This window comes from Siccirubricoccus soli (assembly GCF_024178315.1).
In the GTDB taxonomy this organism is placed as follows: Bacteria; Pseudomonadota; Alphaproteobacteria; order Acetobacterales; family Acetobacteraceae; genus Siccirubricoccus; species Siccirubricoccus soli.
Map to the genome: position 1 here is coordinate 21,557 of NZ_JAMZIK010000009.1, position 19,588 is coordinate 41,144.

Genomic DNA, 19,588 nt, shown 5'->3' on the forward strand with positions numbered 1-19,588 from the left:
CTGCAGCGGAAAAGCGCGAATTCCCGCGGGCAAACAAGAAAAGGCCGCGTGAGGCGGGGGATGCCCCCGCCTCACACCCGGTCGGACCCGGCGCCTCAGCCGCGCCGCATGTTGTTGATCTCGCGCTCCAGCCAGCCCATGGCCTGATCCACCGTCTCGCCGCCCTGGGCGACCCGGGCGATGACCTTGGTGTTCAGCGCCTGGATGTACATCTGGCTGGCCAGCTCCGCCGGGGCCGGGCTGAAGGCGATGGAATACTTCGCCTTGTGGTGCGGCTTCAGCGGGTAGTTGAAGATGCTGCCGACCGGCGGCCCCTCGCGCTCCCACACCTTGAAGTCGGCCATGCTGTCGAAGGGCGGGATGTCGTAGCCGCCGCTCTTGTTGGTGATCGCCTCGGAGCTGTCGCGCTGGCCGATGAACTCCAGCAGCTCCTTCGCCGCCGTCTTGTTGCGGCCGAAGGCCCAGATGCCGGTAGTATAGGGCAGGTAGGCGAGAAAGCGCCCCTCAGGCCCGGCCGGCATCGGGATGGTCCAGCACTTCTCGGCCACCTGCGGCGCATCCCGCTTGGCCACCGCCCAGGCGGAGGGCGGGTTGAACACCAGGGCGGAGCGGCCGGAGATCAGCGCCCGGTTGTTGGATGCGTCGTCCCAGGCCCAGACGTCGTTCGGCAGGACTTTCGAGAGCCGCACCGCATATTCGATGGCGGTCTTCAGCTTGGCGTTACCCCGCACCGTCGGCTTGCCGCTGGCGTCGGTGATCGCCGCGCCGTAGCTGAGGAAGAGCGCGCCGACCCAGTCCACCGCATCGGTGAACTGGCCCATCGGCAGGCCGAAGGGCACGCCGGCCGCGTTGCACTTCTCGGCGGCGGTCAGGAAGGTGTCCCAGGTCCAGGTGTCGGCACCCGGCCCGGCCTGGTTCGCCGCCGGCCACATCGCCCGCACGTCGATCCCGGCATGCTGCTCCATCAGGTCGAAGCGCACGCAGGCCGGCTTGGTCTGGGTGCCGCTGGTCGCCGGCACGCCGCGCCACTTCCCGCCATGCTTGCCGAGGAACTCGGCGATCGGGTTGATCGGGCCGTATTTCGCCACCAGCCGCTGGATGACGTCGTCCACCGGCTCCAGCTGGTCGGCATAGGCACCGACATCCCAGGGGGTGAGGGAGATGCCGTCATGCCCGTTGCGGGACTGGGCCTGGGCGGCAGCGGTAAGTTGAAGCTGGTTGCCAGTGGTGTTGATGAAGTCGAGCTGAACGTTGACCCGGTTCTGCTCCCCCCATTTGGCGCAGAGCTCCTTCAGCGCATCATTGCTGCCTGGTACCCAATGGTCCCAGAAGGCGAAGCGCAGCGTGCCGCCGGTGCCCTGCGCATGCACCATGGGGGCGCCCAGCGCCCCCGCCGCCAGCACCCCGGCCCCCGCCCGCAGCGTTTGCCGCCGGGTCACCCCGGCCAGGGTGAATCCCTTCTCAGACATACTTCGTCTCCCTTGCGCGGCGGGCATACCCCACCGGTCGTTTGCACTGGCCTGTACCGACCATGATACGAGAGTAGTGCCTTCTCCCCCGGCGTGACAACGGGTCGCCCCCGGGCGTGATGACGCGGCATGATGATGCGTGGCCGGGAGGAACATCCGGCCACAGGGCCCGTTCAGCTCCCGTCGGACGGAGGGGCCAGCGCATGCAGGAGGAGCCGGCCGAGACCGTCATCCCCATCCTCGAGGAAAGGCTGAAGGTGACGCGCGCGACCCGGGCGACCGGCCGCGTCCGCATCACCCTGGCCACCGCGACCGAGGAGCGGGTGGTGGAGGAGGTGCTGCGGCAGCGCAGGGTGGAGATCACCCGCATACCGGTCAACCGGCCGGTCCCGGCGCCGCCGCCGGTGCGGGAGGAGGGTGACACCCTCGTCATCCCGGTGCTCGAGGAAGTGCTGGTGGTGGAGCGCCGCCTGATGCTGCGGGAGGAGGTGCGGCTGCGCCTGGCCCATGGCGAAAGGCAGGAGGTGAAGCGCATCGCGCTGCGCCGCCAGGAGCCCGTGATCGAACGCCTGCCCCCCGATCCGCAACAGCAGGAGAGGCTCATGACACGCATGATCACTGGCTTGTTCGATTCCCGCGCCGAGGCCGAGCGCACGGTGGAGACGCTGGTGCAGCAGCACGGCATCGACCGTGACCGCATCACCGTTCACGCTGCCGGCGAGGAGAATGCGACGGCGGGGACGATGGAGCGCCGCGACGAATCGCATCACGGCTTCCTGGCCTCGCTGCGCGACCTGTTCCTGCCGGAGGAAGACCGCGCCACCTATGCGGAGGGGTTGCGCCGCGGCGGCATCATGGTCTCCGTCCGGGCGGAGGAGGCGGAGCTGGAGGCGGTGATGGACGCCTTCGAGCGGCATGGCGCCGTGGACCTGGATGCCCGCGAATCCGAATGGCGCGCCGGCGGCTGGACCGGCGAGGAAGCCGGCACCGCGCCGATGTCCAGCTATGGCGGCGATGCGGTGCTGGGGCCGAGCAGCGATGGCGAGCGCACGGGCATGGCGGCGCAGCCCATGCCGGCCACGCCGCCCATGCCGGCGCCGCAGCCCGCACCGGCAGCGGGAGCCGCCGCTGCGGGCGGCACGACGATGCCGGCCACCGGCGTCTCCGCCGATAGGGCCTCCGACGGCGGCGAGGTGATTCCGCTGGTGGAGGAGCGGCTGCGCGTCGGCAAGCGGGAGGCGCAGCAGGGCCGCGTCCGGGTTCGCAGCTATGTGGTGGAAACCCCGGTGCAGGAGCAGGTGCAGCTGCGCCAGGAGCATGTGGAGGTGGAGCGCCGGCCGGTGGACCGCCCGGCGACCGCGGCCGATGCGGCAGCCTTCACCGAGCGCAGCATCGAGGCGACGGAAACCTCCGAGGAGGCCGTCGTCAGCAAGGAGGCCCGGGTGCGGGAGGAGGTGCGGCTGCGCAAGCAGGTGGAGGAGCGGACCGAGACCATCTCCGACACGGTGCGCCACACCGAGGTGAAAGTGGAGGACGACCGCGCCCCCACCCCCGCCCCTGGCACCGCGCCGCGGACGACCCGCGACCCGGAACGCTGACGCCGCCCTGCTGAGCCGGGATGCACCGCCCGGCGGGCGGCGCGCCCGGGCCGCCCGCCCCCGGACCGGCCCGCGCCTTCACCGGCATCCCAGCGGGCACCACGGCGGCACAGGCGCTTGGCGGCGGCTATCGCCAGGCGCCCCTCACCGTCCGCCCGGCGCTTGCCGGCAGACGCGGCGTGGCGGAGGATGGCGGCATGGGCCGGCATGCCGTCATTCTGCTGGAGGTGTCCGCACCCTGCGCCTGGGGCAGCGCCGCCTGATGCGCCTTGGCCTGCTGCATCACCGGAAGGTGCTGCTCTTCGCCGCCGGGCTGGCGCTGCTGAGCGGCGGCCTGCTTTGGGAGCTCGGCCAGCCTGCGCCGCGGGCCATGCTGATCGGCTGGTCCCTCGGCGTCGCGGCCTGGATCCTCGCGACCGTCAACCTCATGCGCCAGGCAACGCCCGAGATGCTCCGCCGCCGGGCGGAGGAGCTGGACGAGGGCGAGGGCATGGTGCTGGCGGCGAGCCTCGCCGCCGCCCTGGCCTCGCTGGTGGCGGTGGCCTGGCACCTGGCGGCGGGCCGCGACGCGGCGGCGCCGCGGGATGTGGCCATCGGCCTGTTCACCATCGGCCTGTCCTGGGTCTTCGTGCACCTCGTCTTCACCGTGCGCTACGCGCATGAGTACTGGCAGGCCGGCGGCGGGCTGGAATTCCCCGGCGGGGAGACGCCGCTCTTCGGCGATTTCCTCTACTTCGCCTTCACCGTCGGGATGACCTTCCAGACCTCAGATGTACAGATCTCCGCCCGGCTGCTGCGCCAGCTCACGCTGGTGCATGCGCTGGTGTCCTTCCTGTTCAACATGGTCATCCTGGCGACGGCGGTGAACCTGGCGGCAGGGCTGCTCGGCTAGCGTTGCCGGGGACCGAGGAGCTCAGCTTCGCCAAGCGGGTTCTCCGGCGTCGGGTGCGGGAGCCGGCAAAGCCGCCTTCCCGCCCGCCGGGAGCCCGGGACGCGGAAGGGGTGCGCCGCACCCCTCCCCTGCCAAGGATGCCCAGGGTCACCCCCACCCCGTGGCCTGGCTGGCCTCAGCCAGGCATCCGGCTGCCGTCCGAGGACGCCCAGCCATGGCCATGCACCAGCCCATCATCATAGGCCTCGGCCATCTCCTCCGGATGCTGCGCCATGGCGGCGGCAAGCTCCGCCTGGCGCGGCGTCCGGGAGGGCTGCTGCAGCGGCTTCTCGCGCGCCCAGTGATGGGCGTGCACCAACCCGTCATCATACTGGTCGTGGGACATGGGGTGCTCCTCCCGTCGCTCAGTGCGTCGCGGCGTGGTCGTGGAACTGCGCGGCCTCGGTGCTGGTCGCCAGCGCCGTGGTGGAGGACTGGCCGCCACCCGCCGCCGTCGCCACCGCGTCGAAATAGCCGACGCCGACTTCCCGCTGGTGCCGCACCGCGGTGAAGCCCTCGGCCTCGGCGGCGAACTCCGCCTGCTGCAGCTCGGAATAGGCGCCCATGCCGCGCTCGGCATAGCCGCGGGCCAGCTTGAACATGGACAGGTTCAGGCTGTGGAAGCCGGCCAGGGTGACGAACTGGAATTTATAGCCCATGGCGCCGATCTCGCGCTGGAACTGCGCCGCGGCCTCGACGCCCATCTTCCGCTGCCAGTTGAAGCTCGGCGAGCAATTATAGGCCAGCATCTTGCCCGGGAATTCGCGGTGGATCGCCTCGGCGAAGTCGCGCGCATCCTGCAGGTCCGGCTCGCTCGTCTCCCACCACAGCAGATCGGCATAGGGGGCGTAGGCCAGGCCGCGGGCGATGGCGTATTGCTTGCCGACACCCGGCTTGATGCGGAAGAAGCCTTCCGGCGTGCGCTCGCCGGTGATGAAGGGCCGGTCGCGCTCATCCACATCGCTGGTGAGGAGCTGCGCGCTCTCGGCATCCGTCCGGCAGAGCAGCACGGTCGGCACGCCCTCCACATCGGCGGCCAGGCGGGCGGCGTTCAGGGTGCGGATATGCTGGCTGATCGGCACCAGCACCTTGCCGCCGAGATGGCCGCACTTCTTCTCCGAGGCGAGCTGATCCTCGAAATGCACGCCGGCGGCGCCGGCCTCGATCATCGCCCGCATCAGCTCATAGGCGTTCAGCGCGCCACCGAAGCCGGCCTCGGCATCGGCGATGACCGGCGCCATGTAGTGGGTCTGATCGCCCTTCCCCTCCTGCACCGCGATCTGGTCGGCGCGGCGCAGCGCGTTGTTGATCCGCCGCACCACGGTGGGCACGGAATCCACCGGGTAGAGCGACTGGTCCGGATACATGGTCGCGGCGCTGTTGGCATCGGCCGCCACCTGCCAGCCGGAGAGGTAGATGGCCTTCAGCCCCGCCTTCACCTGCTGTAGCGCCTGCATGCCGGTCAGCGCGCCCAGCGTGTTCACGTAGGGTTCGGTCTTCAGCAGCTGCCAGAGGCGCCGCGCGCCCATATCGGCCAGGGTGTGCTGGACGCGGAAGCTGCCGGCCAGCCGGGCGACATCCTCCGGGGTGTAGTCGCGGCGGATGCCGTCGAACCGGCCGGGCTCATGCCAGGCCCCGCCATGGCTGCCATCCGGGGCCTGGGCGGGAAGCGGGGTGGGGCGCATGTCGATTCTCCAAACGATCCGGCGATCGCCGCCGGTCGAGTGAATAATTCACATTGCACCGCCGAAGTTCAGCGCCCAAACAGCATCGACCATGGCAAAGCCGTGACGCTTTTCACAGGAAGCGTGTAAATCTTGTAAAGGATGTAAAGCATGGGCCGCGCGCTCATCGGCCGCACCCTGCGGCGGCTGCGGCAGGAGAAGGGGCAGACCCAGCAGGCCCTGGCCAGCCGCCTCGGCATCTCCGCCAGCTACCTGAACCTCATCGAGCACGACCAGCGCGCCGTCACCGCCAGCCTGCTGATCAAGCTGACCGAGGCGCTGCAGGTCGATCTCGCCACCCTCTCCGGCCGTGAGGAGAAGGCGCTGGAGACCGGGCTGCGGGAGGTGCTGTCCGACCCGCTGCTCGGCCTGGAGGAGGTGCCGGAGGCGGAGCTGGCGACGCTGGCCGGCAGCGCGCCCCAGGCGGCGCGCGCCATGCTCGCCCTCTACCGCGCCTGGCGCGTGGCGCGGGAGGATAGCGGCGGCATCGCCCTGCCCACCGGCCGCCGCCTGCTGCTGCCGACGGAGGAGGCGCGCGACTTCTTCCATGACCGCGCCAACCACTTCCCCATGCTGGAGGCGGCAGCGGAGGCGCTGGCGGCGGAGATGCGTGTCAGCGCGCCGGCCGAGATGAACCACGCGGTGGCGCAAAGGCTGCGGGAGCGGCATGGCCTCCTCGTGACGGTCGGCCCGCTCGGCGGCACGCTCCGGCGCTTTGACCCGGCGGGGCGGCGGCTGGAGCTCTCCGAGACCCTGCCGCGCGAGAGCCGCGGCTTCCAGCTTGCCTTCCAGCTCATGCTGCTCGAGGCCGGGGAGGCGGTGCAGGCCGCCATGGCGGGGTTCGAGGCCACCAGCCAGGAGGCGGCGCAGCTCATCCGCATCGGGCTGCTGAACTACGCCGCCGGCGCACTGCTGATGCCCTACGCCCCCTTCCTCGCCGCGGCGCAGGCGCTGCGGCACGACCTGGAAGCCCTTGCCGCCCGCTTCGGCGTCTCCTTCGAGCAGGTCTGCCACCGGCTGACGACGCTGCAGCGGGAGGGCGCGCGCGGCATCCCCTTCTTCTTCCTGCGCGTCGATCCGGCGGGCAATGTGGACAAGCGCTTCTCCGCCGCCGGCTTCCCCTTCGCCCGCTTCGGCGGCTCCTGCCCCAAATGGATCGTGCATCACGCCTTCGCCACGCCCGGCACGCTGCGGGTGCAGGTGGCGCGGCTGCCGGATGGCGCCGGCTTCCTCTGCCTGGCGCGCAGCGTGCAGGCCCCGCCCGCGCGTTGGGGGGAGCCGCCGGCCGTCCATGTGGTGGCGATCGGCTGCGACCTCTCCCGTGCTCCGGAGCTGGTCTATGCGGAGGGGCTTGAGCTGGAGGCCGCCGCGGTCGGCATCGGGCTGTCCTGCCGGCTCTGCGACCGGGCGGAATGCCGTAGCCGAGCCTTCCCGCCGCTGGAACACCGGCTGGCGCTGGACCCGCTGGTGACGAGCGCGGCGCCCTGGCGTTTCGAGATGCGGGCGGGATCGGGCCGCGGCACCACCCCGCTCCGCTGACCCGGCTTCCGGGCACGTCGGCCCGGGCCATGGTTACGGAAGGATACTCTGCTCCATGGAACCCCGGCGCCCCCCCGCGAGTCCAGCATCCGAAACCGCAAGGACCGTCCATGCCCCTGCCTATCGAGGATTACGCCCTGATCGCCGATGGCCATACCGCCGCGCTGGTCGGCAAGGATGGCTCGATCGACTGGCTCTGCCTGCCCCGCTTCGACAGCGCCGCCTGCTTCGCCGCCCTGCTCGGCTCGCCGGAGAATGGCCGCTGGCACATTGCGCCGGAGGGGGAGGTGCTGGCCGTGCGCCGCCGCTACCGCCCCGGCACGCTGGTGCTGGAGACGGAGTTCGAGACCGCGGAGGGCACCGTCGCCATCATCGACTGCATGCCCCTGCGCAACGACGCCGCCGACCTGGTGCGGTTGGTGGAAGGCCGAAGCGGCCGCGTGCGCATGGCGATGGAGCTGGTCCTGCGATTCGACTACGGCTCCCTCATCCCCTGGGTGCATCGCGCGCCGGACGGCGCGCTGCTCGCCGTCTGCGGGCCGGACCAGGTGGCCCTCCGCACCCCGGCCACGCTGCATGGCGAAGGCTACAAGACCTGCGCGGAGTTCACCGTCGCGGCCGGGGAGGCGGTGCCCTTCCACTTGGTCTGGACGGAATCCCACAAGGCGCCCGGCCCGCCCGTCGATGCCCTCTGCGCCATCGCCACCACCGAGCATCACTGGTCCGACTGGCTGGCCGGCTGCCGCATCGCGGAGGAAAGCCCGCATCCGGAGATGCTGCGGCGGTCGCTGCTGACCCTGAAGGCGCTGACCTATGCGCCCACCGGCGGCATCGTCGCCGCCCCCACCACCTCCCTGCCGGAGACGCTGGGCGGCGACCGCAACTGGGATTACCGGCTCTGCTGGCTGCGCGATGCGGCGCTGACGCTGCACGCCCTGGTCCGCGCCGGCCATCTCGGGGAGGCGGAGGCCTGGCGGAGCTGGCTGCTGCGCGCCGTCGCCGGCAGCGCCTCCCAGGTGCGCCCGCTCTACGGCCTGGCGGGGCAGCGCCGCACGCCGGAGATGATCCTGCCCTGGCTGCCAGGCTATGAGGGCGCCGCCCCCGTGCGCATCGGCAACGAGGCCAGCGCCCAATTGCAGCTCGACGTCTATGGCGAGGTGGTGGACGCCTTCTACACCGCCCGCCATGTCGGGCTGCGGCGGGACGGCCAGGCCTGGGCGATGACGCGGGAGATGCTGAACCACCTCATGCAGATCTGGCGGGAGCCGGATTCCGGCCTGTGGGAAGTGCGCGGGCCGCGCCGGCATTTCGTCCAGTCCAAGGTCATGGTCTGGGTCGCCTTCGACCGCGCCATCCGGGCCGCGGAGGAGTACGGGCTGGACGGCCCGCTCGAGACCTGGCGGGCGGTGCGGGCGGAGGTCCATGCCCAGGTCTGCGCCCAGGGCTTCGATGCCGGGCGCGGCAGCTTCACCCAGAGCTATGGCAGCCCCGCCCTCGATGCCTCCCTGCTGCGCATGCCGCTGGTCGGCTTCCTGCCGGCGGACGACCCGCGCATCGGCGGCACCGTGCGCGCCATCGAGGAGGAGCTGCTGGAGGACGGGCTGGTGCTGCGCTACCGCCCCGATCCCACGGTGGAAGGGCTGAAGCACCAGCGGGAGGGCACCTTCCTTGCCTGCACCGCCTGGCTGGGGGAGGTCTATGCGCTGCAGGGCCGCTGGGCGGAGGCGAATGCGGTGCTGGACCGGCTGATCGGCCTCGCCAACGATGTCGGCCTGCTGGCCGAGGAATACGACACGCATGCGGGGCGACAGGTGGGGAATTTCCCCCAGGCCTTCTCGCATCTCGGCCTGGTCGGCCTCGCCTTCGCCCTGGCCAACCACCCGGCGCGGGAGCGGGCGAAGGGCGAGACGACGCAGCCGGCGGCCCGCACCTGAGGCCGGCCGCGCCGCGGCGCCGCGGCGGTCAGGCCGCCGGGTCGATCCTCGTGATCTTGGTGCCGTTCAGCGCCAGCGCGGCCATCAGCCCCTGCTGGTTGAAGGTGATGGCATAGACCGGCTCGGTGAGGGTGGTGGAGGAGGCATTGGCCTGCACCCCCTTGTCCAGCACCACCACGGAGGGGCCGGTGCCGATCTCCCATCCCTCGCGGCGGTTCAACTCGGAGAGCGCCGCCTCCCGCATGAAGAACATGGCCAGCCCCGCCGCCTGCGCCCCGGCCAGGAAGCCGAGGGAGAGGCCGGCGATGGAGTAGTAGCCGGCGGTATGGCCGCCGCGCAGCAGCGCGCCCTCCCCGTACTGGCCGCCGACGATGAAGCCGCCACTGACGATGCGCGGGAAGACCAGCGTCGCCACCGCCTCCCGCAGCAGCGGGGCGGTGTTCGGCAGCTCCCGCAGCCGGATCATCGCCGCCTCGACATCGGCGTCGATCTCGCGCCGGGTGGCGGCAGCGGCGGGGCGGGGCAGGGCCGCCAGCGGGGCGGCGAAGGCGGCGCCCGCCAGCATCAGGCGGGCGAGGCTGCGGCGATGGGTAAGAATCACGGCATGGATTCCGAATTGGTTGCGGTGCGCGCCGGAACGTGCCGTTCACGCCAGGGTTTCATTACGGCTCTCCGGCCTTCGCGTGGCGGTGCGGCAAGGCGCGCTACACCGCCAGGACATCGGCACGTCCCGCCCCACGGCGCCGCCCTGCGGCAGCACCGTGAAAGGAAGCGTCACCCCTTCACATCCATCGCCTGCCGCAACCCGTCGGCCAGCAGGTTGAAGCAGATGGAGGTGACGAAGATGCAGGCGCCGGGCAGCACCGCCACCCAGGGCTGAACGTAGATCGCGGTGCGCAAGGTGTTCAGCATCAGCCCCCATTCCGGCTCCGGCGGCTTGGTGCCGAGGCCGAGGAAGGAGAGGCCGGAGGCGATGATCATGCAGACCGAGATCAGCGAGGTGGAATAGACGAAGATCGGCCCCAGCACATTGCCCAGCACATGCACCCGGACGATGGTGAAGCCGGAGGCGCCGGAGGCCCGCGCCGCATCGACGAAGTCGAGGCTGCGCACGCCCTGGGTCACGCTCTCTGCCACCCGGATGATCTGCGGAATGAAGACCAGGGTCAGCGCCAGGATGGCGTTGAAGATGCCCGCCCCGAGCGCGCCGGAGATGGCGACGGCCAGCAGCACGGAGGGGAAGGCGTAGAAGACGTCCGTGGTGCGCATGATCAGCATGTTCACCTTGCCGCCGACATAGCCGGCGGTGACGCCGAGCGTGGTGCCGATGACGAAGGCGAAGACCACGGGGGTGATGCCCATGAACCAGGAGAGCCGCCCGCCATGGAGCAGCCGGGTCAGGATGTCCCGGCCCAGCTCATCCGTGCCCAGCGGGTAGTTCGGCGTGCCGATGGCCCGCAGGCGGCGGATCATGCTGCCCTGGTAGGGGTCGTGCGGCGCCAGCAGCGGGGCGAAGACGATGGCCAGCAGCATCAGCAGCAGGAGGCTGGCGCAGACGATCGTCACCGGGTCGCGCCGCAGGCGCTTCCAGACGCCGGCCCAGTAGCCGGCGGATTTCGCCTGGGCCTGCCGCGCCTGGACGGCGAGCTCGGCCTCGGCGGCGGAGGGGGTGGTGGCGGTGCTCATGAAAACGCTCTCCTCAGGCCCGCTTGATTCGGGGGTCGAGCGCCGTCTGCATCAGATCGACGATCAGGTTCAGCGCCACGAAGAACATGGCCAGCACCAGGATGGTCCCCTGCAGCACCGGCAGGTCCCGCTGGAAGATGGCGCTGTTCAGCAGCAGCCCGGTCCCGGGCCAGGAGAACACCGTCTCCACCAGGATGGAGCCGCCCATCAGGTAGCCGAGCTGCAGGCCCATCACGGCCAGCGCGTTCGGCGCGGCGTTCTTCACCACATGCAGGAAGATGGCGCCGCGCGTCATGCCCTTGCCGCGCAGCGCAGTGATGAATTCCTGGTTCATGATCTCGGCGACCAGGCCGCGCACCGTCCGCGTCACGATGCCCATGGGGATGACGGAGAGCGTCACCATGGGCAGGATCAGGTGCTTCACATGGTCCCAGTCCCAGGACCAGTCGGAGGAGCCGCCCGGCCCCGCGCCCATCGCCGGCAGCCAGTTGAGCTGCACGGAGAAGATGACGACCATCACCATCCCGAGCCAGTAATGCGGCACCGAGACGCCGGCGACCGCGAGGCCGACCGCGCCGCGATCCACCGCCGAGCCGCGGAAGGTCCCCGCCAGCCCGCCCAGGATGCAGCCCAGCAGGAAGCCGAGCAGCGAGGCGCAGAAGGCCAGCATCAGCGTGTTGCCGATGGCGGTGGAAAGGTCCGACCAGACCGGCCGCCCGGTGGCCAGCGACCGGCCGAGATCCCCCTGCACCACCTTGTACAGCCACAGCCCGAACTGCATGGGCAGCGGCTTGTCCAGCCCGTAATCCTTCCGCACCTGCTCCACCACATCGGCCGGCGCATCCGGCGGAACGATGGCGTTGATCGGATCGCCCGGCGCGATCTGCACCAGCATGAAGCAGACGAAGCCGACCGCGAGCGCGATGGGGATGGCGTAGAGCGCGCGGCGGAGCAGGTAGAGAATCATGCGGTCCTTCCTCAAATGGGGCGGGCCGCCGGCCCGCCCGGCAGGCGCTACTGGACGTAAGGCAGGCGGAGATCGACGAACCAACTCTGCGGCTGGACATAGCCGCGGATGCGCGGGGTCATGGCGCGGGGCGAGACGTCATGCGCGATCCAGATGAATAGCGCCTCGTCCACCCCCGCGGCATGCAGCCGCGCCAGCGCCGCGTCGCGCGCCGCCGGGTCGAAGGTGTTGCGCGCCTCGCGGATCATCTGGTCGAATTTCGGGTCGTTGAAGAAGCCCCAATTGTTGCTCGTGGGCGGCGCCATCCGGCTGTCCCAGAAGCGCACCATGGCGAAGAAGGGGTCCATGGCGGCGAAGGAGACGTTGATGGCATGCGCCCCACGGGCGGACGGCGCGCTGCAGCCCTGGCGCCAATTGGTGAACAGCGTGTTCCAGTCCACCACGTCGAACTCGACGTTGACGCCGACCTCCTTCAGGTCCTGCTGCAGGAACTCGTTCATCGGCAGCGGCTGCATCTGGCCGGAGCCGCTGGCGCTGATCTGCACCTTGAGAGTCAGCGGCCGGCTCGGCCCGTAGCCGGCCTCGGCCAGCAGGCGCCGCGCCTCCGCCTTGTCCGTGCGGATCTGGAAGGAAGGGTTGCCCCACCAGGGATGGCCGGGCGCCACGGTGCCCACCGGCGCCGCCATGAAGCCGCCGAGGAGCTGCTTCATCCCCTCCCGGTCGATGGCGAGGTTCAGCGCCCGGCGCACCCGCACATCGGCCAGCGGGCTGCCCTGGACGAAGCAGGGCTGCCAGGGCCAGACATGCGGCTGCAGGTTCTGGGTGATGACCATGTTGCGGGCGCGGAGCTGCGGCACGGAATCCGGCGCCGGCGCCTCGATCCAGTCCACCTGGCCGGAAAGCAGGGCGGCGGTGCGGGCATTCGCCTCCGGGATCGGCAGCAGCACGATCCGCTCGGCCTTCGCCTTCTCGCCCCAGTAATTCTCGTTCCGCACCATCTCCACTCGTTCCCGCGCGACGAAGCGGGTCAGGCGGAAGGGCCCGGTGCCGGCGGGGCTGGCGGCGAAGGCGTTCCACGCGGCCTCGGCATTCGGCGTCGCGGCGCGGTGCTTCTCCCACTGGGTGGGGGACGCCATGAAGAGGTTGGTCAGGTTGATCGGCAGCAGGCTGTCCGGCTCGCTGGTGATGAGCGCGACGGTCAGGTCGTCGATCTTCTCCGCCCGGCGCAGCGCCGGCATGCGCGTCGCAGTCAGCCCCACCTGGCGCGGGTCGTAATGCGGCGCCTCGCGGTCCAGCACCTTGCGGACGTTCCACACCACCGCATCGGCGTTGAAGGGGCTGCCGTCATGGAAGGTGACCCCGGGGCGGAGGCGGAACACCCAGCGCGTCTTGTCGGCCTCGTCCACCGCCCATTCCGTGGCGAGGCCGGGGATGATGACGGAGGGCTTGTCGGCCGAGGACAGGTCCCAGGCGGTCAGCGCGTCATAGAGCGGGACGCCGGTGAAGCGGTTGCCCTCGAAGCCCTGGTCAGGCTGGCCGTGGGTCAGCGGGATGTCCGCCGCGGTCATGCCGATGCGGATGGTACCCTGCGCCGCGGCGGGGCCGGCGGCGAGCAGGGGCAGGCTGGCTAGGCAGGCAGCAAATATCGCGCGCCTGAGACTCATGGCAGGGCGTCTCCCGGAAGACCTGGCTGTTGTGCCGTGTGCTGGCGGACGGGCCCGCGCCTCCCGGCGGGCCCGGGCAGGGTTTCGCAAGGCCTGTGCCAGCGCTGGCGGGCGGTTGTGGGGCGGATCGGGTAATGGGAGGCGGGATTTCTGCCCATTCCCGGTGCAGAATGCCCATGCCGGCAGCGGTGCCGCCTGGCCTCTCCCCGTGATCCTCCCGGCCGCGCACCGGCGGCGCCGCGATCGCGCCCCGGGCCGCGTCTTGTGGGGAAGTTCTTAAGGCCCGCCCAGCAGAATGCGCCGCAGGAGCATCACCGGCATATGGCGGGCAAGGGCAGGCGGGACGGCGCGACCATCGTCGTCAAGAAGTACGAGGAAGGCGGGCACGGGCACCATGGCGGCGCCTGGAAGGTGGCCTATGCCGACTTCGTCACCGCCATGATGGCCTTCTTCCTGCTGATGTGGCTGCTCAACGCCACTTCGGAGGAGCAGCGCCGGGGCCTGGCGGACTACTTCGCCCCCACCAACGTCCTCGGCCGCAGCACCAGCGGCTCCGGCGCCCCCTTCGGCGGCAATACCCCGAACGCCCCCGGGGAGATGTCCACCGACACCACCGTGTTGCGGGTGGAGCGCGGCCCGGCCCCCACCCGCATCGACCTGGACGAGGAGGAGGAGGCGGAGCAGGCGCCGCAATCCGGCCCCGGCGCCCCCACGGACCACCCCATCCCCGGCGAGGTCGGCCAGGGCTCGCAGGAGAGCCGGACCGCCCCCGGGGGCCCCGGCAGCACGGAGGGGAACCTTGGCGGCAGCCGGGCGGAGGGGATCACGGATGCCGAATTCCGCGCCGAGGCCGCGCGGCGCGAGGCTGCCGCCTTCGAGCAGGCGGCGGAGGAGCTGCGCGCCGCCATCCGGGACGACCCCGCCTTGGCCGATCTCGCCCGCCAGCTCCGCATCGAGCAGGTGCCGGAAGGGCTGCGCATCCAGCTGCTGGACGCGGACCGCCAGCCCATGTTCCCGGTGGGCGGCGCCACGCCGAACGAGCGGGCGCGCGGCCTGATCCAGAAGGTGGCGCAGGTCGCCGCCCGGCTGCCCAATGCGCTCGCCATCTCCGGCCATACGGATGCCACGCCCTTCCGCGGCGGGGAGCGGAGCAATTGGGAGCTCTCCGCCGAGCGCGCCAACGCCGTGCGCCGCCTGCTGGTGGAAGGCGGCATCGGCGAAGCCCGGCTGCGCAGCGTCACCGGCAATGCCGACCGCGACCCGTTGATCCCCGACCAGCCCCAGGCCGCGGCCAATCGCCGCGTCGCCATCACCCTGCTGCGCGCCGCGCCGCTCACCGCCCCCCCGGGAGCCCCATGACCACGATCGGCGGCCTCGTCTTCCTGCTGGCCTGCGTCTTCGGCGGCTATGTCATCGCCGGCGGCAAATTCGACGTCATCCTGCACTCCCTGCCGCATGAGATGATCACCATCGGCGGGGCGGCGATCGGCGCCTTCGTCATGTCCAACAGCATGCACGACATCAAGCATGTGCTGGGCGGCTTCGGGAAGATCGTGAAGGGCTGCAAATTCCACAAGCACGAATACACGGATCTGCTCGCCCTGCTCTACTGGTTCGTCCGCCTGGCGCAGTCCAAGGGCTCCATGGCGCTGGAGCCGCATATCGAGAAGCCGGAGGAAAGCCCCGCCTTCCAGAAATTCCCAAAGATCGCCGCGGACCAGACCGCGGTCGCGATGATCTGCGACTATCTCCGCATGGTCGGCATGAACGCCGACGATCCGCACCAGATCGAGGACATCATGGCGCGGGAGCTGAAGAAGCGGGCGAATGAGGAGCTGCACGCCTCCCACGCCATGCAGAACATCGCGGATGCGCTGCCGGCGCTCGGCATCGTTGCGGCGGTGCTCGGGGTCATCAAGACCATGGCCTCCATCGACCAGCCGCCCACCGTGCTGGGCGGGATGATCGGCGGCGCGCTGGTCGGCACCTTCCTCGGCATCCTCCTCGCCTATGGCATGATGGGGCCGATGGCGGCGCGGCTGAAGGGCGTGGTGGAGGAAGAGGCCGCCTTCTACGAGGTGATCCGCGCCGTCATCGTCTCCCACCTCCATGGCAATGCGCCGCAGGTGGCGGTGGAGGCCGGCCGCAAGACGGTGCCCACCCATTCCATGCCCAGCTTCCAGGAGCTGGAGGCGGTGCTGCAGGAGCTGCAGATCTCCTGAAGCGGGGCCGGTATCCCGCCTGGAATGCCGTCGGCCTCCCGACGGGCGGAGCGGGCAGGGCAGGCGGCTCTGCGCCGGAACCCGCGGCCTGCACGCAGGCCCGCCGGACGCCGGGCCCAGGACGCCGAAGCTGGCATCCCGGCCACGATGGTGTAGCATCCGTTGCAAGCGCCGGATGAGCGCCAAAACGGAGGAATGGATGTCCCTGCTTCGCGGCGCGGCCTGCGCGCTCGCCCTTTGCCTTGCCCCCTTCACCGCGCGCGCCCAGGTCTCGGACGATGTGGTCCGCGTCGGCGTGCTCACCGACCTTTCCGGCCCCTATGCGGATTTCGCCGGGCCCGGCTCCGTCGTCGCGGCGCGCATGGCCGCCGAGGATCACAATGGTGGCCGGGCGCTCGGCAAGCCGATCGAGGTGGTGGGCGGCGACCATCAGAACAAGCCGGATGTCGGCGCCGCCCTCGCCCGCCGCTGGGTGGACACCGACCGCGTGGACATGGTGATCGACATGCCGAACAGCGCCGTGGCGCTGGCCGTGCAGCAGGTCGGACGGGAGCGCAACCGAATCATCATCAACACCTCCGCCGCCACCACGGAGCTGACGGGCCGGCAATGCTCCCCGGTCGGCTTCCATTGGGTGCTGGACAGCTATGCGCTGACCACCGGCATCACCCGCGCCGTCATGGGCCAGGGCGGGCGTAGCTGGTACTATCTGACGGTGGATTACGAGGGCGGCTACGCGCAGGAGCGCGGCTCCGAGGCGGTGGTGAATGCCGAGGGTGGCCGCGTCATGGGCCGCGCCCGACACCCGCTGAACACCGCCGATTTCTCCTCCTTCCTGCTGCGGGCCCAGGCCTCCCGCGCCCAGATCGTCGCGCTGGCCAAGGCCGGGACGGATACGGTGAACGCCATCAAGCAGGCGGGCGAATTCGGCCTGACGCGGAGCGGCCAGCGGCTGGTCGGCTTTTTCGTGAACATCACGGACATCAAGGCCCTGGGCCTGCAAACCGCCCAGGGCGTGGTTTCCGTGGATGCCTGGTACTGGGACCAGAACGAGGAAAGCCGCGCCTTCGCCCGCCGCTTCGCCGAGCGGCACCAGGGCAGGATGCCGACGCAGTACCAGGCCGGCGTCTATTCCGGCGTGCGCCACTGGCTGAAGGCGATCGAGGCCGCCGGCACGGACGAGGCGATGGCCGTCGCCGCGAAGATGCGGGAGCTGCCGGTGGATGACGTCTTCGCCCATGGCGGCCGCGTGCGTGCGGATGGCCGCCATGTGCATGACGTGCATCTGGTAGAGGTGAAGAAGCCGGAGGACTCCTCCGCTCCCTGGGATCTCTACCGCATCCTCTCCACCATCCCGGCCGATCAGGCCTTCCGCCCGCTGAACGAGGGCGGCTGCCCGCTGGTGCGCCAGTGAGCGCGCCGGTGTCTGCTCCTCTGGGCTTCATCGGCCTCGGCGCCATGGGCGCGCCGATGGTCCGCCGGCTGCTCGGCGCCGGCCATCAGGTACTGGTCCATGACCTGAACGCCACGGCGGTGGCCGCCGCGGTCTCGGCCGGCGCCACCGCCCGCCCCTCCCCGGCCGCCGTCGCGGCGGAGGCGGCGACCGTGCTGGTCAGCCTGCCGACGCCGGATGTGGTGCGGCAGGTGGCCCTTGCCCCGGGCGGGCTGGCGGAGGGCGGCGCGCTCCGCACCTATGTCGATCTCTCCACCACCGGCGCGCAGGTGGCGGTCGCGGTCGCCCAGGGCCTGGCGCCGCGCGGCGTGACGGCGCTGGACGCGCCGGTCTCCGGCGGCGTCGCCGGGGCGGAAGCCGGCACCCTCTCCGTCATGGCGGCGGGGGACCCGGAGGCCTTCGCCGCGGTGCGCCCGGTGCTGGAGGTGATCGGCAGCAACACCGTCTTCGTCGGGCCGCAGGTCGGCCTCGGCCAGACGCTGAAGCTGGTGAACAACCTGCTGGCCGCGACGAGCTGGGCCGCGGCCTGCGAGGCGCTGGCCATGGGCGCCAAGGCGGGCCTGGACCCGGAGCTGATGGTCGGCGTCATCAACAAGAGCTCCGGCCGCAGCTTCGCGACGGAGCGCTTCGCGGAGGGCCCGGTGCTCTCCCGCCGCTTCGATTTCGGCTTCCGCATGGAGCTGATGGCGAAGGACATGCGCCTGGCCTTGCAGGAGGCGGAGGCGCTCGGCCTCGTCATGCCCACCAGCCGGGCGGCGCAGATGCTCTACGGCCTCGCCATGTCCGGCGGCCTCGCCAAGGGCGACATCACGGAGCTGGCGAAGATCACCGAAGGCTGGTCCGGCACCGAGCTCGTCGCGACCCGGCGCAACGACGCATAGGAGCCTCGGGGATGAGAGAGACGACGCGACGCATCCGCGCCTCCGGCGGCCAAGCGCAGCCCATCCCGGTGGACGGGGTGGAGCTCTTCGCGCTCTGCGACGGCTATCTCAACGTCGATATGTCGCGCTTCCCCGATGTGGTGCGCGGCATCGGCGACGCGCTGGCGGCGGCCGATGGCCAGGACCTCGATGACCTCGCCATCTCGGTCAACGCCTTCCTGATCCGCACGCCGGACCGGCTCTGCCTGGTGGATGCGGGGGACGGCAAGCGCCGCGGTGACCAGCTCGGGCAGCTGCCACTTGCCTTGCAGCGCGCCGGCCATAAGCCGGAGGAGGTCACCGATCTGCTCCTGACGCATCTGCATGGCGACCATGCCGCCGGGCTGGCCAAGGACGGGGCTCCGGCCTTCCCCAATGCCAAGCTGCATGTCGCGGCGGAGGAGATCGCCTTCTGGCGCGCGCCGGAGAAGCTGGATGAGCTGCAATCCGTCCAGCTTCCCTTTGCCGAGGCGGCGCTGCGCCTCTATGCCGACCGCCTCGTCGTCATCCGGCCGGGGGAGGAGGTGCTGCCCGGCGTCACCGTGCGGGCGCTGCCGGGGCATACGCCAGGCCAGGTCGGCTTCCTGCTCGGGCAGCGGGACCCGGTGCTGCTTTCGGCCGATGTGCTGCACCTGCCGGCTCTGCAGGTGCAGCACCCGGAATGGGGCTTCCTGTTCGACGCCGACCGGGCGGGGGCCAGGGCCATGCGGCAGCAATTGCTGGCGGAGGCCGCGGAGAGCGGGCTGCGCCTGGCCGGGGCGCATATCCCCTTCCCCGGCGTCATCCGCATCCTCGCGGGGGCGGGCGGCCTCAGCTTCGAGACGGCAGGGGGCTAGGCCGTACCCGGTCGGCGCCCGGGCATCCGGCCGGTCTCGTGCGGCGTCAGGCGGCTTGCCGATGCAGCCAGTATTGGCGGCCCCTTTCCTGGCAGCTTGCCGTGCGCCCGGCCTCGCGCGGGGCGCCCATCGCTCTGGCTCCTGGCGCCCTTCCGTCCCCCAAACCTCCGGGTTTGGCAGGGATCAGGCCCGACGCGTCGGCCTTTGTGCTCAGGCCGGGGTGCGTTCCAGCAGTTCGATGGAGATGTTCTCCGGCCCGCGGATGAAGCAGATGCGCACGCCAGGCCGGGCCTGCTTCGGCTCCATGGTGAAGGTCACGCCCTTCGCCTTCAGCTCCGCCGCCACCTCGTCCAGCCCCTCGACGAACAGGCCGATATGGTCGAGCCCCTGATAGGGCGAGGAGGGCGCCGCCGCCACCGCCGCATCCGCCTCGGCGATGAAGATGTCCTGCCCGCCCAGCTTCAGGTCGATGCGCGGCTTGCCGCCGGGGGTGGAGCGGATGACTTCGGCGCCCAGCGTCTCGGCGAACCAGGCGGCCGTTGCCTCCGGGTTGGGGCTGCGCAGATGGATGTGGTCGAAGCGGATCTTCGGCATGGAACGTTTCCTCCTGGCTGAGCCGCCGACAGCCTAGAGGGTGTGACGGAC

General features: G+C 71.0%; 18 protein-coding genes. 10 read left to right on the plus strand and 8 right to left on the minus strand.

Going from position 1 to position 19,588, the window contains the following annotated elements; all coding sequences use genetic code 11:
• Positions 1 to 95: 95 nt before the first annotated feature.
• On the minus strand, positions 96 to 1,469 hold the full coding sequence (locus tag NJ376_RS01555) for an ABC transporter substrate-binding protein (RefSeq protein ID WP_252951449.1): 1,374 nt from the start codon (positions 1,467 to 1,469) through the stop codon (positions 96 to 98).
• 203 nt (positions 1,470 to 1,672) lie between these two features.
• On the opposite strand from NJ376_RS01555, the gene NJ376_RS01560 reads away from it, so the two are divergent.
• The 3 genes from NJ376_RS01560 to NJ376_RS01570 are packed head-to-tail and all read left to right on the plus strand — an operon-like array spanning position 1,673 to position 3,959.
• The gene (locus NJ376_RS01560; RefSeq protein ID WP_252951450.1) at positions 1,673 to 3,067 is read left to right on the plus strand and encodes a YsnF/AvaK domain-containing protein; all 1,395 of its coding nucleotides are present in this window, start codon (positions 1,673 to 1,675) and stop codon (positions 3,065 to 3,067) included.
• A gap of 20 nt (positions 3,068 to 3,087) precedes the next feature.
• Positions 3,088 to 3,330, plus strand: a complete 243-nt coding sequence (locus NJ376_RS01565; RefSeq protein WP_252951451.1) for a hypothetical protein — start codon at positions 3,088 to 3,090, stop codon at positions 3,328 to 3,330.
• Complete coding sequence (locus NJ376_RS01570; protein WP_252951452.1) at positions 3,330 to 3,959, plus strand: DUF1345 domain-containing protein; 630 nt, start codon at positions 3,330 to 3,332, stop codon at positions 3,957 to 3,959. Before NJ376_RS01565 ends, NJ376_RS01570 begins: the two co-directional genes overlap by 1 nt.
• Positions 3,960 to 4,134: 175 nt before the next feature.
• Here NJ376_RS01570 and NJ376_RS01575 read toward each other — a convergent pair whose 3' ends face one another.
• Both NJ376_RS01575 and aceA read right to left on the minus strand, forming a co-directional pair.
• A complete protein-coding gene (locus NJ376_RS01575) occupies positions 4,135 to 4,344 on the minus strand; it encodes a hypothetical protein (protein WP_252951453.1) in 210 nt (69 codons plus the stop codon).
• 19 nt (positions 4,345 to 4,363) lie between these two features.
• Complete coding sequence (gene aceA / locus NJ376_RS01580) at positions 4,364 to 5,683, minus strand: isocitrate lyase (protein ID WP_252951454.1); 1,320 nt, start codon at positions 5,681 to 5,683, stop codon at positions 4,364 to 4,366.
• 150 nt (positions 5,684 to 5,833) lie between these two features.
• On the opposite strand from aceA, the gene NJ376_RS01585 reads away from it, so the two are divergent.
• Positions 5,834 to 7,261, plus strand: a complete 1,428-nt coding sequence (locus NJ376_RS01585; RefSeq protein ID WP_252951455.1) for a helix-turn-helix domain-containing protein — start codon at positions 5,834 to 5,836, stop codon at positions 7,259 to 7,261.
• Positions 7,262 to 7,371: 110 nt separating this feature from the next.
• Entirely contained in the window at positions 7,372 to 9,195 is a 1,824-nt protein-coding gene (locus NJ376_RS01590) for a glycoside hydrolase family 15 protein (protein WP_252951456.1), read from the plus strand.
• 28 nt (positions 9,196 to 9,223) lie between these two features.
• Here the strand turns inward: NJ376_RS01590 and NJ376_RS28955 are convergent, their stop codons facing one another.
• From NJ376_RS28955 to NJ376_RS01610, 4 genes are all read right to left on the minus strand, one after another.
• On the minus strand, positions 9,224 to 9,796 hold the full coding sequence (locus NJ376_RS28955) for a lipid-binding SYLF domain-containing protein (RefSeq protein WP_252951457.1): 573 nt from the start codon (positions 9,794 to 9,796) through the stop codon (positions 9,224 to 9,226).
• Positions 9,797 to 9,969: 173 nt separating this feature from the next.
• Complete coding sequence (locus NJ376_RS01600; RefSeq protein ID WP_252951458.1) at positions 9,970 to 10,881, minus strand: ABC transporter permease; 912 nt, start codon at positions 10,879 to 10,881, stop codon at positions 9,970 to 9,972.
• 13 nt (positions 10,882 to 10,894) lie between these two features.
• On the minus strand, positions 10,895 to 11,848 hold the full coding sequence (locus tag NJ376_RS01605; protein WP_252951459.1) for an ABC transporter permease: 954 nt from the start codon (positions 11,846 to 11,848) through the stop codon (positions 10,895 to 10,897).
• A 47-nt stretch (positions 11,849 to 11,895) separates the two neighbouring features.
• Complete coding sequence (locus tag NJ376_RS01610; RefSeq protein WP_252951460.1) at positions 11,896 to 13,512, minus strand: ABC transporter substrate-binding protein; 1,617 nt, start codon at positions 13,510 to 13,512, stop codon at positions 11,896 to 11,898.
• 321 nt (positions 13,513 to 13,833) lie between these two features.
• Here NJ376_RS01610 and NJ376_RS01615 point away from each other — a divergent pair, with 321 nt between their 5' ends.
• The 5 genes from NJ376_RS01615 to NJ376_RS01635 all read left to right on the plus strand — a co-directional run bounded on the left by NJ376_RS01615 (position 13,834) and on the right by NJ376_RS01635 (position 18,943).
• Positions 13,834 to 14,871 carry a flagellar motor protein MotB gene (locus NJ376_RS01615; RefSeq protein WP_252951461.1) on the plus strand — a complete coding sequence of 346 codons (1,038 nt, stop codon included), beginning with the start codon at positions 13,834 to 13,836 and terminating at the stop codon, positions 14,869 to 14,871.
• Complete coding sequence (gene motA, locus NJ376_RS01620) at positions 14,868 to 15,734, plus strand: flagellar motor stator protein MotA (protein ID WP_252951462.1); 867 nt, start codon at positions 14,868 to 14,870, stop codon at positions 15,732 to 15,734. Before NJ376_RS01615 ends, motA begins: the two co-directional genes overlap by 4 nt.
• Before the next feature lie 199 nt (positions 15,735 to 15,933).
• On the plus strand, positions 15,934 to 17,148 hold the full coding sequence (locus NJ376_RS01625; RefSeq protein ID WP_252951463.1) for an ABC transporter substrate-binding protein: 1,215 nt from the start codon (positions 15,934 to 15,936) through the stop codon (positions 17,146 to 17,148).
• A gap of 8 nt (positions 17,149 to 17,156) precedes the next feature.
• Positions 17,157 to 18,068 (plus strand): NAD(P)-dependent oxidoreductase, encoded by a 912-nt coding sequence (locus NJ376_RS01630; protein WP_252951464.1) that lies wholly within the window; start codon positions 17,157 to 17,159, stop codon positions 18,066 to 18,068.
• A gap of 11 nt (positions 18,069 to 18,079) precedes the next feature.
• Positions 18,080 to 18,943, plus strand: coding sequence for an MBL fold metallo-hydrolase (locus NJ376_RS01635; protein WP_252951465.1), 864 nt, complete (start codon positions 18,080 to 18,082; stop codon positions 18,941 to 18,943).
• A 210-nt stretch (positions 18,944 to 19,153) separates the two neighbouring features.
• Here the strand turns inward: NJ376_RS01635 and NJ376_RS01640 are convergent, their stop codons facing one another.
• Entirely contained in the window at positions 19,154 to 19,537 is a 384-nt protein-coding gene (locus tag NJ376_RS01640; protein WP_252951466.1) for a VOC family protein, read from the minus strand.
• Positions 19,538 to 19,588 lie beyond the last annotated feature (51 nt).

Bases quoted from the DNA above. Each gene is read 5' to 3' on its own strand.
- NJ376_RS01555 (WP_252951449.1), bottom strand. From the start codon at position 1,469: ATGTCTGAGAAGGGATTCACCCTGGCCGGGGTGACCCGGCGGCAAACG.
- NJ376_RS01560 (WP_252951450.1), top strand. From the start codon at position 1,673: ATGCAGGAGGAGCCGGCCGAGACCGTCATCCCCATCCTCGAGGAAAGG.
- NJ376_RS01565 (WP_252951451.1), top strand. From the start codon at position 3,088: ATGCACCGCCCGGCGGGCGGCGCGCCCGGGCCGCCCGCCCCCGGACCG.
- NJ376_RS01570 (WP_252951452.1), top strand. From the start codon at position 3,330: ATGCGCCTTGGCCTGCTGCATCACCGGAAGGTGCTGCTCTTCGCCGCC.
- NJ376_RS01575 (WP_252951453.1), bottom strand. From the start codon at position 4,344: ATGTCCCACGACCAGTATGATGACGGGTTGGTGCACGCCCATCACTGG.
- aceA (WP_252951454.1), bottom strand. From the start codon at position 5,683: ATGCGCCCCACCCCGCTTCCCGCCCAGGCCCCGGATGGCAGCCATGGC.
- NJ376_RS01585 (WP_252951455.1), top strand. From the start codon at position 5,834: ATGGGCCGCGCGCTCATCGGCCGCACCCTGCGGCGGCTGCGGCAGGAG.
- NJ376_RS01590 (WP_252951456.1), top strand. From the start codon at position 7,372: ATGCCCCTGCCTATCGAGGATTACGCCCTGATCGCCGATGGCCATACC.
- NJ376_RS01600 (WP_252951458.1), bottom strand. From the start codon at position 10,881: ATGAGCACCGCCACCACCCCCTCCGCCGCCGAGGCCGAGCTCGCCGTC.
- NJ376_RS01605 (WP_252951459.1), bottom strand. From the start codon at position 11,848: ATGATTCTCTACCTGCTCCGCCGCGCGCTCTACGCCATCCCCATCGCG.
- NJ376_RS01610 (WP_252951460.1), bottom strand. From the start codon at position 13,512: ATGAGTCTCAGGCGCGCGATATTTGCTGCCTGCCTAGCCAGCCTGCCC.
- NJ376_RS01615 (WP_252951461.1), top strand. From the start codon at position 13,834: ATGGCGGGCAAGGGCAGGCGGGACGGCGCGACCATCGTCGTCAAGAAG.
- motA (WP_252951462.1), top strand. From the start codon at position 14,868: ATGACCACGATCGGCGGCCTCGTCTTCCTGCTGGCCTGCGTCTTCGGC.
- NJ376_RS01625 (WP_252951463.1), top strand. From the start codon at position 15,934: ATGTCCCTGCTTCGCGGCGCGGCCTGCGCGCTCGCCCTTTGCCTTGCC.
- NJ376_RS01635 (WP_252951465.1), top strand. From the start codon at position 18,080: ATGAGAGAGACGACGCGACGCATCCGCGCCTCCGGCGGCCAAGCGCAG.
- NJ376_RS01640 (WP_252951466.1), bottom strand. From the start codon at position 19,537: ATGCCGAAGATCCGCTTCGACCACATCCATCTGCGCAGCCCCAACCCG.